Annotated in this window: 12 protein-coding genes; 6 read left to right on the forward strand and 6 right to left on the reverse strand. The window is 44.1% G+C overall.

All coding sequences use genetic code 11. The features are described from left to right. Window positions 1-206 precede the first annotated feature (206 nt). The 5 genes from tnaA to KI743_RS03130 form a co-directional block, all read right to left on the reverse strand. Complete coding sequence (gene tnaA / locus KI743_RS03110) at window positions 207-1,679, reverse strand: tryptophanase (RefSeq protein ID WP_285464856.1); 1,473 nt, start codon at window positions 1,677-1,679, stop codon at window positions 207-209. Window positions 1,680-2,389: 710 nt separating this feature from the next. Continuing rightward, window positions 2,390-4,042, reverse strand: a complete 1,653-nt coding sequence (locus KI743_RS03115) for a GTPase family protein (protein WP_285464858.1) — start codon at window positions 4,040-4,042, stop codon at window positions 2,390-2,392. Further along, the gene (locus KI743_RS03120; protein ID WP_285464860.1) at window positions 4,029-5,126 is read right to left on the reverse strand and encodes a YcjF family protein; all 1,098 of its coding nucleotides are present in this window, start codon (window positions 5,124-5,126) and stop codon (window positions 4,029-4,031) included. The genes KI743_RS03115 and KI743_RS03120 overlap by 14 nt, the downstream gene beginning before the upstream one ends. Before the next feature lie 263 nt (window positions 5,127-5,389). Then, window positions 5,390-7,006, reverse strand: a complete 1,617-nt coding sequence (locus KI743_RS03125) for a polysaccharide lyase 6 family protein (RefSeq protein WP_285464861.1) — start codon at window positions 7,004-7,006, stop codon at window positions 5,390-5,392. Window positions 7,007-7,570: 564 nt separating this feature from the next. After that, window positions 7,571-8,455 (reverse strand): AraC family transcriptional regulator, encoded by an 885-nt coding sequence (locus KI743_RS03130; RefSeq protein ID WP_285464862.1) that lies wholly within the window; start codon window positions 8,453-8,455, stop codon window positions 7,571-7,573. Between the two features lie 183 nt (window positions 8,456-8,638). On the opposite strand from KI743_RS03130, the gene KI743_RS03135 reads away from it, so the two are divergent. The 5 genes from KI743_RS03135 to KI743_RS03155 all read left to right on the forward strand — a co-directional run bounded on the left by KI743_RS03135 (window position 8,639) and on the right by KI743_RS03155 (window position 13,477). Beyond that, window positions 8,639-9,787, forward strand: coding sequence for an iron-containing alcohol dehydrogenase (locus KI743_RS03135; RefSeq protein ID WP_285464864.1), 1,149 nt, complete (start codon window positions 8,639-8,641; stop codon window positions 9,785-9,787). A gap of 273 nt (window positions 9,788-10,060) precedes the next feature. Next, window positions 10,061-10,777 carry an amino acid ABC transporter ATP-binding protein gene (locus KI743_RS03140; RefSeq protein WP_150897381.1) on the forward strand — a complete coding sequence of 239 codons (717 nt, stop codon included), beginning with the start codon at window positions 10,061-10,063 and terminating at the stop codon, window positions 10,775-10,777. Further along, the gene (locus KI743_RS03145) at window positions 10,777-11,574 is read left to right on the forward strand and encodes an amino acid ABC transporter permease (protein WP_285464868.1); all 798 of its coding nucleotides are present in this window, start codon (window positions 10,777-10,779) and stop codon (window positions 11,572-11,574) included. The genes KI743_RS03140 and KI743_RS03145 overlap by 1 nt, the downstream gene beginning before the upstream one ends. Window positions 11,575-11,586: 12 nt before the next feature. Continuing rightward, window positions 11,587-12,396, forward strand: coding sequence for a transporter substrate-binding domain-containing protein (locus KI743_RS03150; protein WP_285464870.1), 810 nt, complete (start codon window positions 11,587-11,589; stop codon window positions 12,394-12,396). Window positions 12,397-12,553: 157 nt separating this feature from the next. Further along, a complete protein-coding gene (locus KI743_RS03155) occupies window positions 12,554-13,477 on the forward strand; it encodes an amino acid ABC transporter permease (RefSeq protein ID WP_285464872.1) in 924 nt (307 codons plus the stop codon). A gap of 195 nt (window positions 13,478-13,672) precedes the next feature. On the opposite strand, the gene KI743_RS03160 is transcribed toward KI743_RS03155, so the two are convergent. Continuing rightward, window positions 13,673-15,679 (reverse strand): TonB-dependent siderophore receptor, encoded by a 2,007-nt coding sequence (locus KI743_RS03160; protein ID WP_285464874.1) that lies wholly within the window; start codon window positions 15,677-15,679, stop codon window positions 13,673-13,675. A gap of 21 nt (window positions 15,680-15,700) precedes the next feature. Between KI743_RS03160 and KI743_RS03165 the strand changes: the two genes are divergently transcribed. After that, window positions 15,701-16,813: an AraC family transcriptional regulator gene (locus KI743_RS03165; protein WP_285464876.1), complete on the forward strand. Its 1,113-nt coding sequence runs from the start codon at window positions 15,701-15,703 to the stop codon at window positions 16,811-16,813. The last annotated feature ends 2 nt before the right edge of the window (window positions 16,814-16,815 follow it).

The raw sequence follows: 16,815 nt of genomic DNA on the forward strand, positions 1-16,815 counted from the left end.
TACTGTCCTTATTGCATCACGATTATTAGGCAGAGTAAGCCTCTCCTGCTTTATATGCAACACATCCTGTGATTATTTTCTATAAATAACAGATATTTAAATTAGGTTTCCGCAATTCGCGTTGGTCATTCAACCATACAAAAAAAGCGCATAGGCCTAAACCTATACGCTTTTTACATTAGTGACTATTCGCTTGTTTTATTATTTTAAAATGCTTCTTCGAGCGTTGGCTCACTCTTTTTTACTGATTGATTCTCATGAGGTTCCACCTCTTTCAAACGTGCAGTGAAGTGCCTTAGTACAGGTGGTTCGTAAACAAAATCGAGCCCTTTCACTTTACTTGCTTTCTCTTTGACCTTTTCGAACGCTTCAATAATGAAGTCCATATGAGTTTGAGTGTAAGTCGCGCGTGGAATGGTTAGGCGCAATAGCTCAGCAGGACATGGATGCTGCTCACCTGTTGCTGGGTCTCGCCCTTGCAGCAATGAACCAATCTCTACGGCTCGGATTCCCGCTACTTTATACAACTCACACGCTAAAGCATGGGCAGGGAATTGACCCGCCGGAATATGTGGAAGTAACTTACCTGCATCAACAAACGCAGCATGGCCGCCCGCTTGTTGGCACACAACACCAATCGCTTCCAAGCCATCAACCAGATATTGCACCTGACCGATGCGGTACTCCAACCAATCTTGGCGCATTCCGTCGTATAGCCCAACCGCAAGGCGCTCCATGGCACCACCCTCTAAGCCACCATAAGTCGGGAAGCCCTCTTGCACCACACACAAGGTTCGACACTCTGTGTAGACATCCATCAAAGAATCATCTTTAAAACACAACAAACCGCCCATTTGCACCATCGCATCTTTCTTAGCGGACATGGCTAAGCCGTCTGCGTATTTGTAGGACTCACGAGTAATTTGTTCGATCGTCCAATCTTGATAGCCCGGTTCACGCTGCTGAATAAAGTAAGCATTTTCAGCGTAGCGAGCCGAATCCATGATAACGGGAATATCGTATTTCTGAGCGATTTCATACACCGCTTTGAGGTTAGCGATAGAAACAGGCTGCCCACCAGCCGAGTTACAAGTAATGGTACTCACAATGTAAGGGACATTGGCAGCACCCGCTTCCAATATCGCTTGTTCAAGCTTATCGATATCAAAGTTACCTTTAAAGTCGGCGTTCACTGAAGTATCAAACGCTTCTTTGGTGTAGACGTTTTTGGCCACGCAGCAATTCACCTGTGTATGACCTTGAGTAGTATCGAAGAAGTAGTTCGACAAGGCGACCATTTTGCTGCGGTCTAACCCCTTTTCCATCTCACGCTTTTTGATCAGAACCGGAATATAAATCTGCTCTGCACCGCGCCCTTGGTGAGTCGGAATAGTTAACTCATAGCCAAAGATATCTTTTACTGCATTCGACAGTGCGTAGTAACTACGACTGCCGCTGTAAGCCTCGTCGCCCATTAACATTGCCGCTTGCATACGTTGAGTAATTGAACCCGTACCGCTGTCTGTCAGCAGGTCGATGAACACGTCATCGCTATCGAGTAGAAATGGGTTCATACCCGCTTCGACAATGGCTTGCTCACGATAAGCGTAGGTGGTTCTTTTAACTGGCTCTACAACGCGAATACGAAACGGTTCAGGTAGATGTTTGAAGTTTTCCATAATAGTACCTTTCAACGAACCCAGTATTTCCTAATGAAGAAACATTAAAAAAAGTTTAAGCTCATTATTTTTCAGATGTCACAAATCATCACTACTAATTTTATTTATTGCACCATCACACACGTGATAATTACGATAAAACTTAATAGCGACAGACAAATTATTGAATCAATAAGATATTGATTGAGGCCCTATTAATAATGGCTAAGACAAAGAGTGCCATGCATAAATAAATTATTATCTTACGCACAGGTTACGGCATTTCTTAAAACAAAATTAACAGGATTGGCAAAGCACAGGAGCTCTGCTGGCACGTGACGCCCAAAAGGTACTACTCTGAAGAAAGATGGAACGAGATCTGATGATCTAAAGTATACCAAGCTAACAAGGTTAGCCATGTTGTTGATTGCCATTTCAGATACATGTTCACAATATATCCCTATGTTGAAATCAAAATGATCCGAAATTTAAATATAGTGTAGTAATCTTATAAATAAAGACCTATCAATCATAAATGTGATCAATATTTACGTTGATGTACTTACAGTGATTAACATCATATAAAACTCATCAGTGTATCGACCTAGCGAACTATTATACTAGTTCATTAAATTTCAGTTATAAATAGAACTAACCAGTAAAATCCGAAAAATAAAAATTAACTATCCAAGCGATATTACGGTTTAACAAATATCGCTTTGTATTGTTGGTTATTTTTTCTTAGTGACTTGTTTTATCGCCATCTCAGCTAGCTTCGGTGAAGCCGCTTTTAAGGCACTCGGTGCAACCTTCTTGCCTGCCTTCACGACTTTGTTTAATTGCCCCTTAACCGATGTTCCTCTGTTGATTGCTTCGAGGCGTTGGCGATTTCTTTGTACATTATTGGCGTCTGCAATGTGTTCTATCAGCGTTTGCTTCAACACTTCCAAACCAAACTGCGTCTTATCAGGTGCAATCGCCAAGGGTAACGCTATATCTGAGTTCAAAAGCGCTTGGTTGTAGTCGAGAGCCTGTTCAATGATCTTCGCTTTCGCCGAGCTTGGATTATCCAAATCGTAAGGTGGCTGCCACTCTTCCACCGGCTTTAACCGGTCGACTTGGTTAACGACAGTGACCACGATCGGCTGCTTGCGCGAGATGTTCTTTGGATCCTCATAAAATGCATCAAACTTATCTTTAAGCTGCTTATCCAGTTCACGAGCAGACTGATTCGCTTTAAGTACCCATAACACCACATCGGCTTGAGTCATCTCTTTCAGCATCACAGCTTCGGTTTTCGGGTTCCCATCCAATCCTTGAAGATCAACCACTCTCACGTCATTGTCATCAACAAATGCGTTGTAAACGGTAGAGCTATCCGTTGATGGCAGAACGTCTACCTCGGCAACCATTTCCTCTTTGAGAGCATTAATAAGCGATGATTTACCAGAGCTAGTTTGCCCCACCAGCACAATTCTCACTGGTTCTAATTCAGGTGCAAAACGTTTCTCGTCAGCTTCTGAAACCTCTGAGGCTCTCATCGATTCATCTTCAATACTGAAACGCCCACTGTACAAATCAATAGCAACGGCTGCCACTTCATCGAGCAAGGCTTGTTTAGCGGCATATTGCATATCATCGACAACGCCCTTTGTCATAGAGGCCGTCGCTTGCTCACGACCTAAGTCAGAAATAACCTTCAATGGGTTCAAATAGAGGTTTTTAAGGTGATTGCCCCAAATCGCCGCTTTGAAAATCTTTTGCCCCAACTCACCATATTTGTCATAGGCTTCGTAGCCTGCCTTGATGTAAGAAACCTTAAGGTACTCAATGCCCGGTATGTGCTCTTTTACCACCACTTTGTAACGACGGCTTACCTCTTCAAACAGCTTGAGCCCTTCAGGAATTGAAAAATCGAGCGACTTCTTACCAAACTTTTTGGCGACGAACTCTAGTACCTGCAAACCAATTTGGTCTAGATTTCCCCACTCAATGTCGTCGACTAATTGTTGGCGAATGTAATGTTTTGAGTCGTTCCAGATCGACAGCTCAGCTTGAGACCATTCATTCGACGCTTTGACCAACGCATCGTCGATGTTGTGATTCGATGGCTCAGTTTTGACTTCATCTCTTGTATTTACTTCCGCATCACTATTGGTCGAATTACGTGAAGAACGACTGGAGATGTATAACGGAGTCGTGAATAGCAAGGTACTCAGAGCAATGGCTATCGACATTTCCAATAGGTAGCCATACTTGACCGCCAAGAACAAACCAAAGCCCATCATGATAAGGCTTGGGAAGATAGCCGAAATCAGAGCAATACCCCAACGACCACTCGACAGCGCAGAAAGTAGTCGAAATAAGTTTCTAATTTTCTTCATAGCCCGACGCTGCCTTACCTTTTTTCAGGGATTCTTTATAGATTGCTTGCATCTCTTGCTCAGAGACTTCTTCGCCTCTGTTCTTATGATAGAAGTAGTAGCACGCCGCTCTGCCAAGGCCATAGGTGGTACCAAAACTCATAGCCGCAGCGGCGATGGCACCAACCGTTTGCCCATACACAGGTATCAACTTAACCAGTTGCCGAGTGCCAAGCTTCATTCCATATTGCACCGCAAAGCTACTTCCCAAAGTACCAATGAGTTCACTAAAGACTCGCTTATTCCACTCAACCCCATATTGGTTGGCCAAGCTATGAAGCATTTTCGCTTGAATCGCAGGCACTGAAACCAAGCCCACGCCCGGAACTAAGTCGCTAGCCGCTGCACTTCCAGCATACCAAAGCACTTCATTTTCGACTTTGTCAAAGTTGGCTTCTTCTTGGGTTGAATGCTCTTTGTTTTGCACCATCATTCCAATTACCGGGAGAATGTTGGTCAGTTTTTCTAACAAGATGTCGTGGTTATAGACATCATCGTTACCAGTCTCGAAATCAACTGCCACAGATTCAAAACTCTTACCCCAAACCTTCTCGACTTGTTGAGTGTTAAATTGAATTTGCCTTGCGCGGTCTGGTTCTTGGGAAAACAACACGGCAGTATGAACAAGCAGCAAGTGCTTAATCTTGTTTTGCTTCTTGATCTGTTTCAGAGCAGACAGCACAGACGATTGTTCAGGCTCATCCGCTTTCATCACAACTACTAACGCATTACCCGCCTGGCCGATTTCTTTCAGATCTTCTGTGGGATCATAATCCGCTTCACCCAAGCCTCGAGTATCAAGAAAGCGCATTATCGGCTTGGCTTGAGGAAACACGTACGACATTGCAGTCATTGTGCATGGCGCAAAGCCATTGCCCACTTCCACCGAAGAATCGCCCGTGAGCGCTTGAATAAACGAAGACTTACCTGCACCCGTTTTTCCCAACAACCACAAAGTGGGCAAATGCTTGCGTTGATACTCGTGCGCCTGAGTCAGGTCAGGGTTCTTGCTCGGGTTGATGAAATCTTTAATCTGCTCAAACATAGTTAGGCTAATTCTCACTTGGTATTGAGATTGGGAACATAGCGCGACGATTCATACAATCGCATGCGCGCTCTTACTATATGTTTGTTCACCAGAGCGGATTTACAATACTTAGGCGACTGTTTTATGAACTTATGTTAATAGATACTCTAAATCCCCCTTTAGATCGAGAAAGCCTCAACAAGTTAACCTTGCTGAGGCTTTTTAAGTTTTAGGGCAACCAGCGCTACGTTAATTGAACGTTCACGCCTCCAAAAGAAAGGTTACTTAGTCGTGTTCTCAAGCACATAGTCTGGACCTGCTGTTTCTGCTGTCACAATGGCAAGCTTAGACACGTCTGCACCTTCACCTTGGTAAGAATTAACGCCGTTCTCAACCGTTACTTGTGGTAGTTCAACCGAATAGCTTCCAATAAGCTCTGACTCAGTGACTTGGCCAACATAGGTTTCATCGCTGTAAGTCGCGCCGACTAATGGGAAGTCTTGGGTTGCTCGAACACTAACAAACTCAGGCGTTCTAGAGTTATCTACCACGTTACTATTGAACGCGATATCAACACCGGCATAAATGCCTTCTACTTCTGCATTATTGAACAAGCTTACACGGTGGCTTTGGTTTCCATAAACAATGCCCCACTCAGTGTCGACCAGAGAGTTGTTTTCAATCGTGATATTTTTCGGAGTCCACTGCTTGTTAAGCTCTTTACCTTTCACCGATTGATCAAGCTGCTCGCCGTTCGCAACATCGATAATACCAGTATTTATTACAATACCACCACGCAAGTCAGCATTGCCTTCGATCACACCATCACGACCACGCGTGTTAGTAATATAGTTGTTACGAATCACATGGTCTTCATCATAGATACGAACACCGCCTGTTAGGCGCTTCTCGTTACCCAAAATCATGTTGTTCTCAACCGTGTTACCTTTACCGTGACGCAATGAAATCAACGCTGCACTTTGGAAGATAGTATTGCCTGCAATTGTGTTGTCGCCCGATTTAATCGAGATAAGCTCACGCTCACCATCCATATCGATCATCAGGTTATTGACAAATTTCGAGCTCGAATCCCACTGTGAAGATTTAGAATCACCAATACGGATCGCTTCCCAGCTATTGCCGTTGTAGCGAATCGCTTCTTTGATATCGAACTCATTAAACTGATTTGGCTTTTGATCCATAAAGATGTTGTTCGCGATCAGATGGTTATCTGACGTATCGTCTTTTTGGACACCGATCAAGGTACCGCGCTTCTGCTTACCTTCGAAACGGTTGTTGATCACTTTACCGTCTTTGCCCCACAGTGAAACCCATAGATACTTAGGATATTCAGAGCGGCGCTCATCAGGCTCGTAAGTGTAGTCGTGGTTGAAGTAATAGAAGGTCGAATTTTGAAGCGTATTGCCATTACCCATCATACGAACTGCACCGAAGCGCTCGTTTGGACCACCTTCGGTAAACACTAAGCCATCGAGCGTAATGTCGTCACCCTTTAACTCGAATTGAATCAGGCCTGTCAGCCACGCAGAGCCCGCTTGCTCCGATCTAATAGTGATGTCATTTGCTGTGATCGTCACTTGACCCAAGTTGGCGTATTTACCGTTAGGGATAACCACTTCGTCGCCATCTTGTAGGTTTTCAAATCGCGCCTTCAGAGCAGCAACTTGCTCTTCAGAGGCCACCGCTAGCGTGTCGCCATCAACTTCAGTTAAGCGGTCGCTGCTTAAAAGGTAGCTGCGATCGATGTCATTAATTGCAGGAGTCGCTTGCTCAACCGCTGTAACCTCTGATGCTGAGTTGTCTTGAGTTGTACAACCCGTAGCGAAAGCCAAGGTAAACGCGCTAACAATGCTTACCGAAATTAGTTTTTTCTTCATCTTACTTCTCACATTAAATAATGGATTATCAAATTAACCGCCACCTAAATGGGTGAGCGTTCTATTTACACTGCTCTTGTGGCTATTTATTGCTGTTTCTTTTTGAGAACAATATAGATAGATGATGAGCTAATTTGTACTACAATAATTTAATTGCGTGACAGCGATCTTGCAGTTTTAAATTTGATTTATTGGCAACAGAAACCGCCTAACTGAATGGATGATTTGATATGCAAAATCTCAATAGTTACGCTCATCGATAAATATTTCCTTACACTTATACCAAGTCTTACCTATATTTGAGAGAAGTTGGAGTTGTGTGAAGTTAGATCAGAAAGCAATCAAACCAACGTTCAATGCTCACTCATAAATTGAAAGGAAAGATCAAAGACAAGTCGATAAACAACCTGTCTTAATGTTATCTAAAAAACCATTTCCCGCGCCCAACTTGTATTACAAATAAAGGTTATTTTTCCATATCAGGCACTCATTTCCAGCGAGCTTCATGGGGAAATCACTCTTGATTGGAAACAAGCACAAAGGGAAATGGAACTATGCGACGATTTACACCGCTCTTGGTGTAGTATTGAAGTGGCGCTTGAACTCACGGCTGAATTGAGATGGACTTGAATAACCCACTCGACGCGCAGCATCGCTAATGCGCACACCTTCAAGCTGGATCAGCTCTTTAGCTTTATTAAGCCGTACTTTCTTAAGATATTGAAGTGGCGATTCAAAAGTAACACTACGAAAAGCGCTATGGAAAGCAGAGACACTCATGTTTGCTTCTTCAGCTAGAGATTGAACAGTAATGGTTTGATCGTACTCTTCATGCACCTTAGATAAAGCCTTAGCGACACGAGCGTAATGTCCATCATGATGGGCAAGGTCAAAAAGAACACGTCCTTCTGAGCCAGTGAGCGCGCGGTAAACAATCTCGGTAACAATAGAGTCTCCAAGAATGTTGGCTTCTATGTCGCAATGCAGCATTTTCACCAATCGCTTAAAGCTCTCTAACATCGCCTCTTCCATCGGTGTTGACTCTAAGCCACTCGCATTCTGTTTGTGCTTATTGCAATAGCTTTCCAAAAAGCCTTGGTCTTCCAGCTTTTTCACTAAGCTATGCAATCGTTGGGAATCAATATTAATCGATAAACCTAACAAAGGTTCATCATCGACAGGCAGTGCTTCGCACTCTAACGGCATCGGTACACCAACAACTAAGTAATCACCTGCTGCATAGGTGACTGGCCTGTCACCAATATAAATATTCTTCTTACCTTGACCGAGCATGATGACTCCAGACTGATAGGTAAACGGCTGACGATGGTTACCACGACTGCTTCTGTATAGCCAAACGCCCTCAATACCGGTTTCTCTGATCCCTTCTAGATCATCCCAACCTTTATATTCAACGTAGGATTGTAGTAACTGTGCAAGTGTCTTCATTGGCGGTCATTTTCCGTGCTGATTGAGAGTCGAAAGCCAACAGAGAATAACAAGATTGTAGAAATAGGCAATTTATTTGGAGGATCAGCTCTTCATGACCCAGGATTACTGTACTAATATGCAAATATAGAAATTGAGCAATCAATCAGAATAACAAGTTCCGCTTTACACAAGGATACAATGATGCAATTTACATACGTTAACCCAACCGTGATTCATTTTGGTAAAGGTCAAATCAACGCAATCAGCCAGGCAGTGGATACCGCTAAGAAAGTACTGGTCATCTACGGTGGCGGTTCAATTAAGAAGAATGGTGTTTACGACCAAGTTGTAGAATCCCTGAAAGATCACTCTTGGATCGAGTTTTCTGGCGTTGAAGCCAACCCAACCAAAGAAACACTAGACAAAGCGGTGGCTATCGTTAAAGAGCAAAACGTTGAATTCATTATCGCTGTCGGTGGTGGCTCAGTAATCGATGGTTCGAAATACGTTGCTGCAGCAGCAAAATATGATGGTGACGGTTGGGATATCCTAGCAGGCAAACACCAAGTAACAGAAGCGACGCCAATCGGTGCAGTACTGACACTGCCTGCTACGGGCTCTGAATCTAACATGGGTGCAGTAATCACTCGTAAAGAGACTCAAGAGAAGCTGGCATTCATGAACCCTGCAGTTCAGCCTAAGTTTGCAGTTATGGACCCAGATGTAATGAAGTCTCTTCCAGAACGCCAACTTATCAACGGTCTAGTAGATGCATGGGTACACGTATGTGAGCAATACATCACGATGCCAACAGAGGCGATGGTTCAAGACGGCTATGCAGAAACACTGCTCAAGAATCTGCTTGTTCTGGGTAAACAATACGATGAGCGCGATAACGACTCATGGCGTGCAAACCTAATGTGGACAGCGAACCAAGCGTTGAACGGTCTGATCGGTACTGGCGTTCCTCAAGACTGGGCAACACACATGATTGGCCACGAATTCACAGCACTATGGCATGTAGACCATGCTCGCTCTCTAGCGATTGTTCAACCTTCACTTCTACGTAACCAAATCGAAGTTAAACGTGGCAAGCTAGAACAAATGGGTCGCAACGTGTTTGGCCTTGAATCGGGCGCAGATCTAGCAGAGCGTGCCATTGATGCAATCGAAGCCTTCTACCATAGCTTAGACGTCGCAACTCAGTTCGACGGCTATGAAGCAAGCAAAGAAAGCGCAATTGATAATATTATCGCTCAACTGGAGTCTCACGGTTATGTAAAACTAGGTGAAAACCAAGCGATTACTCCTGAGAAAACGCGTGAAATCCTAGAATCAGCGATTGCGTAGTCTGTTATTTTTGCGCTCGAGATTGGTTGATTCATAAAACCGAGTTTATTGATACAAGGCACTACAACGTTTTTTCAATCAGATTGAACCAAACGCAGAGTTCTTACGTAAATACAAAAGCAGCTCCCAATTTGGGCGCTGCTTTTTATTTGTCCAAACGATATAACGAAATTCTCATAAGCTCTTAATTTTATGTGCAATCATATTTCTATATTGTTAAGGTAATTCATTCCGTAACTACAGATGTACTGCAATTTGAACGCAACTTCTAAGATGGTTAAGTTTACGTCACTTAACAAGTGGTATGGTGATTATCATGCCCTGAAAGACATTGATTTGAGTATCCAACAGGGTGAAATCGTGGTGGTTTGCGGCCCTTCTGGTTCAGGTAAATCCACTTTGATTCGCTGCATTAACCAATTAGAGCCTTTTGACTCTGGTGAGCTCAGTGTCGTCAATCAAACTCTGCCTTGTAAATTCAACACTCCAGGCCAAGTCGGCATGGTTTTCCAACACTTTCATCTGTTTCCACATCTCACAGTGCTCGAAAACCTCACCTTGTCGCCAATCCGCACACTCAAAATGAGTAAAACCGATGCAGAAGCCTTGGCTATGCACTACTTGGAACGCGTACACATTGCTGAGCAAGCACACAAATACCCTGTTCAGCTTTCAGGCGGTCAACAGCAACGAGTAGCAATTGCTCGTTCTCTATGCATGAAACCCGACCTACTGCTGTTTGATGAACCAACCTCGGCACTCGACCCTGAGATGATCAACGAAGTGCTCGACGTAATGGTCGAACTTGCTGAAGAAGGCATCACTATGGTGTGTGTGACTCATGAGATGGGCTTTGCCAAGAAAGTAGCGGACAGAGTCATCTTTATGGATCAGGGAGAGATTGTTGAGTCAAATACGCCAACCGAGCTTTTTGAAAACCCAAAACATCAGCGAACTCAAGCCTTTTTGAATCAAATACTGAGCTATTGATGAGCATCCGAATTTTAAAGCCAACCCTTTCAGCCTTGTTGCAAATCGTTGTGCTCGTTGCTGCGGTAAGCTGGATTCTAGACTCCGGTGCACAAGCCATGGGCTATCGTTGGCAATGGGAGCGTGTTCCTGACTACATAGCATTTTATGAAGATGGTGAATGGTGGCCAGCCGAGCTCATTGAAGGACTATTCGTCACCATTAAGATATCTTTGCTCGCTTTAATCGCGACGCTATTGATTGGTTTAACAACGGCACTACTACGTAACTCAAATTCCATTGTTGGCCGTACCATCGCGAGTAGCTATGTAGAACTTATCCGCAACACACCACTGCTAGTGCAGATTTATCTACTCTACTTTGTCTTTGGACCGGTACTTGGTTTAGAGCGTTTTAGTACAGCAGTACTTGCGCTCGCTCTGTTTCAGGGCGCTTACACCGCAGAAATTTTCCGTGCGGGCCTGAACAGTATCGCCAAAGGCCAATTTGAAGCAGCACAATCATTAGGGCTCTCAAGAACGTTTACCTTCTGGGATATTGTGCTACCTCAAGTCATACAAAGAACCTTGCCACCACTAACCAATGAAGTGATCTCGCTTATCAAGAACTCTTCAATCGTGAGTGTGATGGCGATTTTCGATCTCACAACAGAGGCGCGTAACATTGTCTCTGAAACCGCAATGCCGTTTGAGATTTGGTTCTCTGTGGCACTTATTTATCTTGCATTAACTCTTTCACTTTCTGCCATCGCTGCCTGGCTCGAGCACAAGCTCGGCGCTAATTGGCGCACACAATAAGGAAATATCAGCATGAAGCTATTTAAATCTGCCATCACTGCGCTTTTAGCGTTAGCCGTCAGCATACCGACTTTAGCCTCCGAAACACCTAACCTAGACAAGATTAACGAACGTGGTTCGCTTCGTGTTGGTATGTCTACCTTTGTTCCTTGGGCAATGCGTAACAAGCAAGGCGACCTTGTCGGTTTTGAGATTGATGTTGCGAAACGCCTAGCAGAAGATTCAGGCTGGAAAGTTGAGTTTGTTCCAACAGCTTGGGACGGCATTATTCCTTCTCTGCTTTCTAAGAAATTTGATGTGATTATCGGTGGTATGTCGATCACTGAAGCTCGTGCTAAGAGTGTTCTTTTCACTGAACCTTATTCTCACTCTGGCGTTCAGCTTGCAGCGAACAAAGAACTGGCGAAAGGTTTCACTGAAATCTCTGACTTCGACTCTCGTCGCGTGAAAATAGCTGCTCGCCGCGGCGCATTCACCGTTCAAGTCGCTCGCGAGACCTTCCCGAAAGCAAAAGTTCTACAGTTTGATGACGATGCTCAAGCATTCCAAGAGGTTCTTAACGGTAACGCGCACGCTGTGATTGCTTCGAGCCCTAAACCTGAGCACGAGAGCATTAAAAACTCTGATACTCTGTTCATTCCGTTCACAGAGCGCTTATCAAAAGGTAACGAAGCTTTTGCGGTACGCCTAGGTGAAACTGACAAAGCAGAATTCTTCAACAAATGGATTCAAGCACGTACTGAAGATGGCTGGCTACAAGAGCGTTACGAGTATTGGTTCTCAACTCTAGACTGGCAAGATCAGATCGCTCAAGGTCAGTAATCAGAATCGGCGCTCTGAGTAATCTCTAAGCTCCAAAAAAGACAAACACAGCGGCCAGTGAATTGGCTGGCCGCTTTATAATTGAGTTTCAAAGTGGGTTCTATGAGCCTACTTTGAAACGAAAATTATTAAATATGAATCTACACATAGGTTATCAGTGACGGATACAAGCCCTCTCATAGCAACCAAACCTAGCCCCCAAAGCAAAGCTTGGTACCAACGCCTTACTCTTCTCGATGGCGTGCTACTTCTCCTTGTCGGCCTTTTTTCTGGTTGGCTATATTATCGTTCCTCGGTTGGCATCAATTATCACTGGCGCTGGGAAGATGCGTTTAATCTCATCTTCATTCCACCATCTGAAGGAAGCATTCCGTATTTCTTTCAGGGCTTAATCGCGACATTACGCTTGAGTCTATGGAGTATGGTATTAGCACTCTCTGTGGGCATTGTGCTCGGTGTTGCACGTCACGCATCCATAGCTGTGTTTCGAACTCCTGCATTGTTGTTCATTCAACTGGTTCGTAATATTCCACCCTTGGTGTTTGTGTTCATCTTCTACTTTTTTATCTCTAATCAGCTCATCCCTTTACTCGGGCTTGAGAGTCTCTTGCGCGAGCATAACGGAGAGATTAACAGTCTGCAGAGTTTCCTATTCGGCCCTTCTAACCTATGGGAAAATCTAGCCTCTGGCGTTATCTGTATTGGCTTGCTCTCTTCTGCCTATATTGCAGAGGTAATTCGTGCTGGATTAGAGAGTGTCCCGAAAGGACAATGGGAAGCAGCGGATTCATTAGGGTTGTCAAGCTTTTCTAAATACCGTTTCGTGATTGGCCCACAAGTACTCACAGCAATTACCCCACCTCTTGCGGGGCAAGCAATATCTCTTGTCAAAGATACCTCCATCGTCTCTTTGATCTCGATTCAGGAGATGACGTTTGTTGGAACAGAAATGGCAAACTCATCTGGGCTTATCTTTGAGATTTGGCTGATTGTTGGCGCAGTTTACTTCACCTTGTGCTTCGCCCTATCTCGCCTGTTTAAGTGGATTGAAATACGCTCTCGCGCCTATCTCAATCGCTAAACAAAAAAATGGCCTCAAGCTGATTGCCCGAGGCCATTTTGCCACAATAAAATTAACGTTCGTTTAGCGCCCAAGCCAACTCAATACTGATACCTATGGGGATAAATCATATTGAGTGAACGTTAACCTGCTTGCATGTATTCTTCTGATTATGCGCGACTCGTTTTGGTCGCGCTGTTTCAAAACCCTACGCCGTTAGAACTGGTATGCTGCTGACAGTTTGTAGTTACGACCCGGTTCGTAATCGTCTAGCACAAAACCACGAGCTGTACCTGAACGTGACGCATGAGAGGTGTACAACTCATCGAATACATTATCTATACCGAACGTAACCGATAAACCCTCAACACTATTTGGCACCCATTGAGCATAAAGGTTGTGTACATCGTAACCCTCTTTGATTGGCGCACCATCAGCCACGTTTGTTTCATCCTTAACAAGGATCGACGTCCAACCGAAAATTGTCTCTAGTGAGTCCGCTTGATAATCCAACGTCAGCGCTATGCTGTCACCCATATCAATGCTTCGGCCGTTACCACCCGGTACATAGCCACCCGTCTCTTTGTTTTTGGTGTCTGAACGCGAGTAAGACAGCTTACTGTTAAACATATCGTAGCCGTAAGATACGCTCGCTTCGAAACCTTTGATTTCAACATCACCCAAGTTATAGATTAAATAAGATGATGTAGCACCTTGGTACGCTTCAACAATGTAATCATCAATGTCAGTTTGGAAGACCGTTACGTTTGCGCCTAGGAAATGATCTTCAATGTATTTGTTGAATCGAACTCCACCCTGCGTGTTTAGACCTGTTTCAGCTTTGATGTCATCAGCTAAATACGCCACATCTTGATAAGCGATAAAACTTTCTAGCAGCTCTGGGCCTTTAAATAGCGAGCGTGCACTGGCGAACAGAGTCCAGTCTTGTGTTACACCCCACTCGGTTGCCAAAGCCCATGTCACATCATCAAAGTTGTCAGTACCGGTTTCCGCTTTACGTTTATAGTCATCAAAACGTAGACCGGCTGTCACAGAGAAATTGTCTGTAAAGTAGAATTGGTCTTCTGCAAACAAGGCCGTTGAAATTGCAGATTCATCCATGAACTTACGGCTTCCGTAGTAAGAACTTGATGTCTTATCCATGTAATCAAAACCATAGGTCGCAGTATTGTCGAAGCTTGCGATACTGAAGTCAGATTGAACTTTTGCAGTCAGGCCAAGGTTTTGGTTTTTCGCCTTGTTTTTTGATTGACGATTACCCGGCCATGCTGGAGCCATAACAGATTCATCACGAATAATCTCAGTCATGGTGTTATACAGTGTTACGTCAGCTTGATGAGTATCACCGCGCATCTCATAACTTAACGTGACCGTGTCACGATCATAATCCGTTGGAATAAGCTTATCACTCGACAAACCTTCATTCGCACCACCAGACATATCAGGACGTGGGCTATAGTCGCCACTATCTCTGTAAAGATCATAAGCTAATTCAAAACGATGCAGGTCACTCGGCTCGTAGCCAATTTTACCTAGAATGTTATAAACATCACCTGACGCACCGAAGGTCTTATTACCATCTCCATCTTCAAAATCATCACGAGTTACAAAGTTGCCGTACACCATTAGATCAATAGTATCAGTCGGTGTACCATAAACCGTTAACGAGCCTTGTTGGCTGTCATTCGTCGCATAACCACCATAGACGCGAGCACCGAAGGTTTCATCGTAACGCAGTAAGTCTTTCGCATCTTTCGTTTCAAAATAAACCGCACCACCTAAACCATTTTGAGTCACTGAGTTGTTACCCACCTGAATGTCAGCAGACTTTAAAATATCTGGGTTTAGCGTCAGGTTACCGATGTGGTGGAACATGTTCGCATGTTGAGACGCACCATCTAAACGAATATCAAGATCCGTTTCGCTTAAGCCACGAATAGTAATACGTTGGTTAACAGAGTGCGTTCCCCCGACATCAACACCAGGAATATCGCGCAGTAGATCAGACATATGGTCCGCCTGTTTGAGTGACATGTCCTCAGACACCATAGACTCAGAGTTACTCGATACCTTAGTACCCCACACAACCACTTCTTCAAAGTTTGATGTTGTATCGTCGGCAAAGGCTGGGCTAGCGATAGCCGCGCCAATTGCGAGGCATAATGTTGAGCGCTTAATGGTCAAATGGATTGGGCTTTCCATAAATTCTGTTCCTAGATATAAATGATAATAATTCTCATGTATAATATGGGTCGAGTTTATAAATGGACAGGCGATTCACTTATGCAAAATCGCATAGGTGTTATGAGGAAAGGTCAAATGGGTGAAGTAGCATCAAAACGAGCTAGAATTGGCAAAGTCACTTTAACAAAAAAGCTAGAGCAGACAGAAAAGCAGATTATTGTCACACAAGGCCAACCTAAACAGACTTCGCTTGCAGAAGGCACCTTTCTCTCTTATCAGTACAATGACCAGATTTTTGTTCATGGTGGGCGATGTGTAGAGTTGGTCGATACTAAAATTGTATCTACCGCACATGCAGCCGTCTTAGTAACCATTCTATTGGAAGGTAAGCTATCGTTTGGCTACGACGACCTCGAATTTAACCTCGATGCGTCCGAAAAACCGCAAGGTGTTGTCGTCAATCTCGCTAAGCCTGCGAATTTTCGTCGTGCGATGGTCGCCAACAACCACTTAAATAAAATCAATATCTTAATAAAGCCGCAATGGCTCGAAGCACGTATGAACGAAGATTGCACCAGTCGCAACTTTATTAAATCGCATACCGCTAACTACCATCTAGAAATCACCGACCAAATCTTAGAGCTTGCCCAAAAACTAACAACAAGTTCTACTCCGGATGATTTCCACCAAAAGCTGCATATAGAAGCCTTAACACAACAGTTGTTAGCGAGCTCACTTTCACAACTTCCCTTAGCCTGCTGCCAAATTTGTCAAAGTAGTCCTACGAAACTAGGCTTGGCCAAAAGTTCGAGTGCAATACAAAACAAAAGTAATGATGAACGTATTGAGGCGATGATCAGCTATATTGAAATTCATTTGGATCAAGAACTCAGCTTAGAAACGCTAGCCAAGCAGTTCTCGATGAGTGTTTCTAATATTCAACGACGATTCAAGCAGTCTTATAACATGACGATCAACGGATACATTCGTTTCAGACGCCTTGAAATCGCGCGACAACATTTAGAGAGAGGCCTCGTTTCTATCACTGAAGCCGCTTACGAAGCGGGTTATCAACATCCATCCAATTTTACCAACGCGTTTAAGAAGACCTTCGGCATGCCACCTCATGATATTGCTGCAAGGGCGTCATAAAC

Origin of the sequence: Vibrio sp. D420a (assembly GCF_030248625.1) — a bacterium.
Lineage (GTDB): Bacteria > Pseudomonadota > Gammaproteobacteria > Enterobacterales > Vibrionaceae > Vibrio > Vibrio fortis_A.

Bases quoted from the DNA above. Each gene is read 5' to 3' on its own strand.
- tnaA (WP_285464856.1), bottom strand. From the start codon at position 1,679: ATGGAAAACTTCAAACATCTACCTGAACCGTTTCGTATTCGCGTTGTA.
- KI743_RS03115 (WP_285464858.1), bottom strand. From the start codon at position 4,042: ATGAAGAAAATTAGAAACTTATTTCGACTACTTTCTGCGCTGTCGAGT.
- KI743_RS03120 (WP_285464860.1), bottom strand. From the start codon at position 5,126: ATGTTTGAGCAGATTAAAGATTTCATCAACCCGAGCAAGAACCCTGAC.
- KI743_RS03125 (WP_285464861.1), bottom strand. From the start codon at position 7,006: ATGAAGAAAAAACTAATTTCGGTAAGCATTGTTAGCGCGTTTACCTTG.
- KI743_RS03130 (WP_285464862.1), bottom strand. From the start codon at position 8,455: ATGAAGACACTTGCACAGTTACTACAATCCTACGTTGAATATAAAGGT.
- KI743_RS03135 (WP_285464864.1), top strand. From the start codon at position 8,639: ATGCAATTTACATACGTTAACCCAACCGTGATTCATTTTGGTAAAGGT.
- KI743_RS03140 (WP_150897381.1), top strand. From the start codon at position 10,061: ATGGTTAAGTTTACGTCACTTAACAAGTGGTATGGTGATTATCATGCC.
- KI743_RS03145 (WP_285464868.1), top strand. From the start codon at position 10,777: ATGAGCATCCGAATTTTAAAGCCAACCCTTTCAGCCTTGTTGCAAATC.
- KI743_RS03150 (WP_285464870.1), top strand. From the start codon at position 11,587: ATGAAGCTATTTAAATCTGCCATCACTGCGCTTTTAGCGTTAGCCGTC.
- KI743_RS03160 (WP_285464874.1), bottom strand. From the start codon at position 15,679: ATGGAAAGCCCAATCCATTTGACCATTAAGCGCTCAACATTATGCCTC.
- KI743_RS03165 (WP_285464876.1), top strand. From the start codon at position 15,701: ATGATAATAATTCTCATGTATAATATGGGTCGAGTTTATAAATGGACA.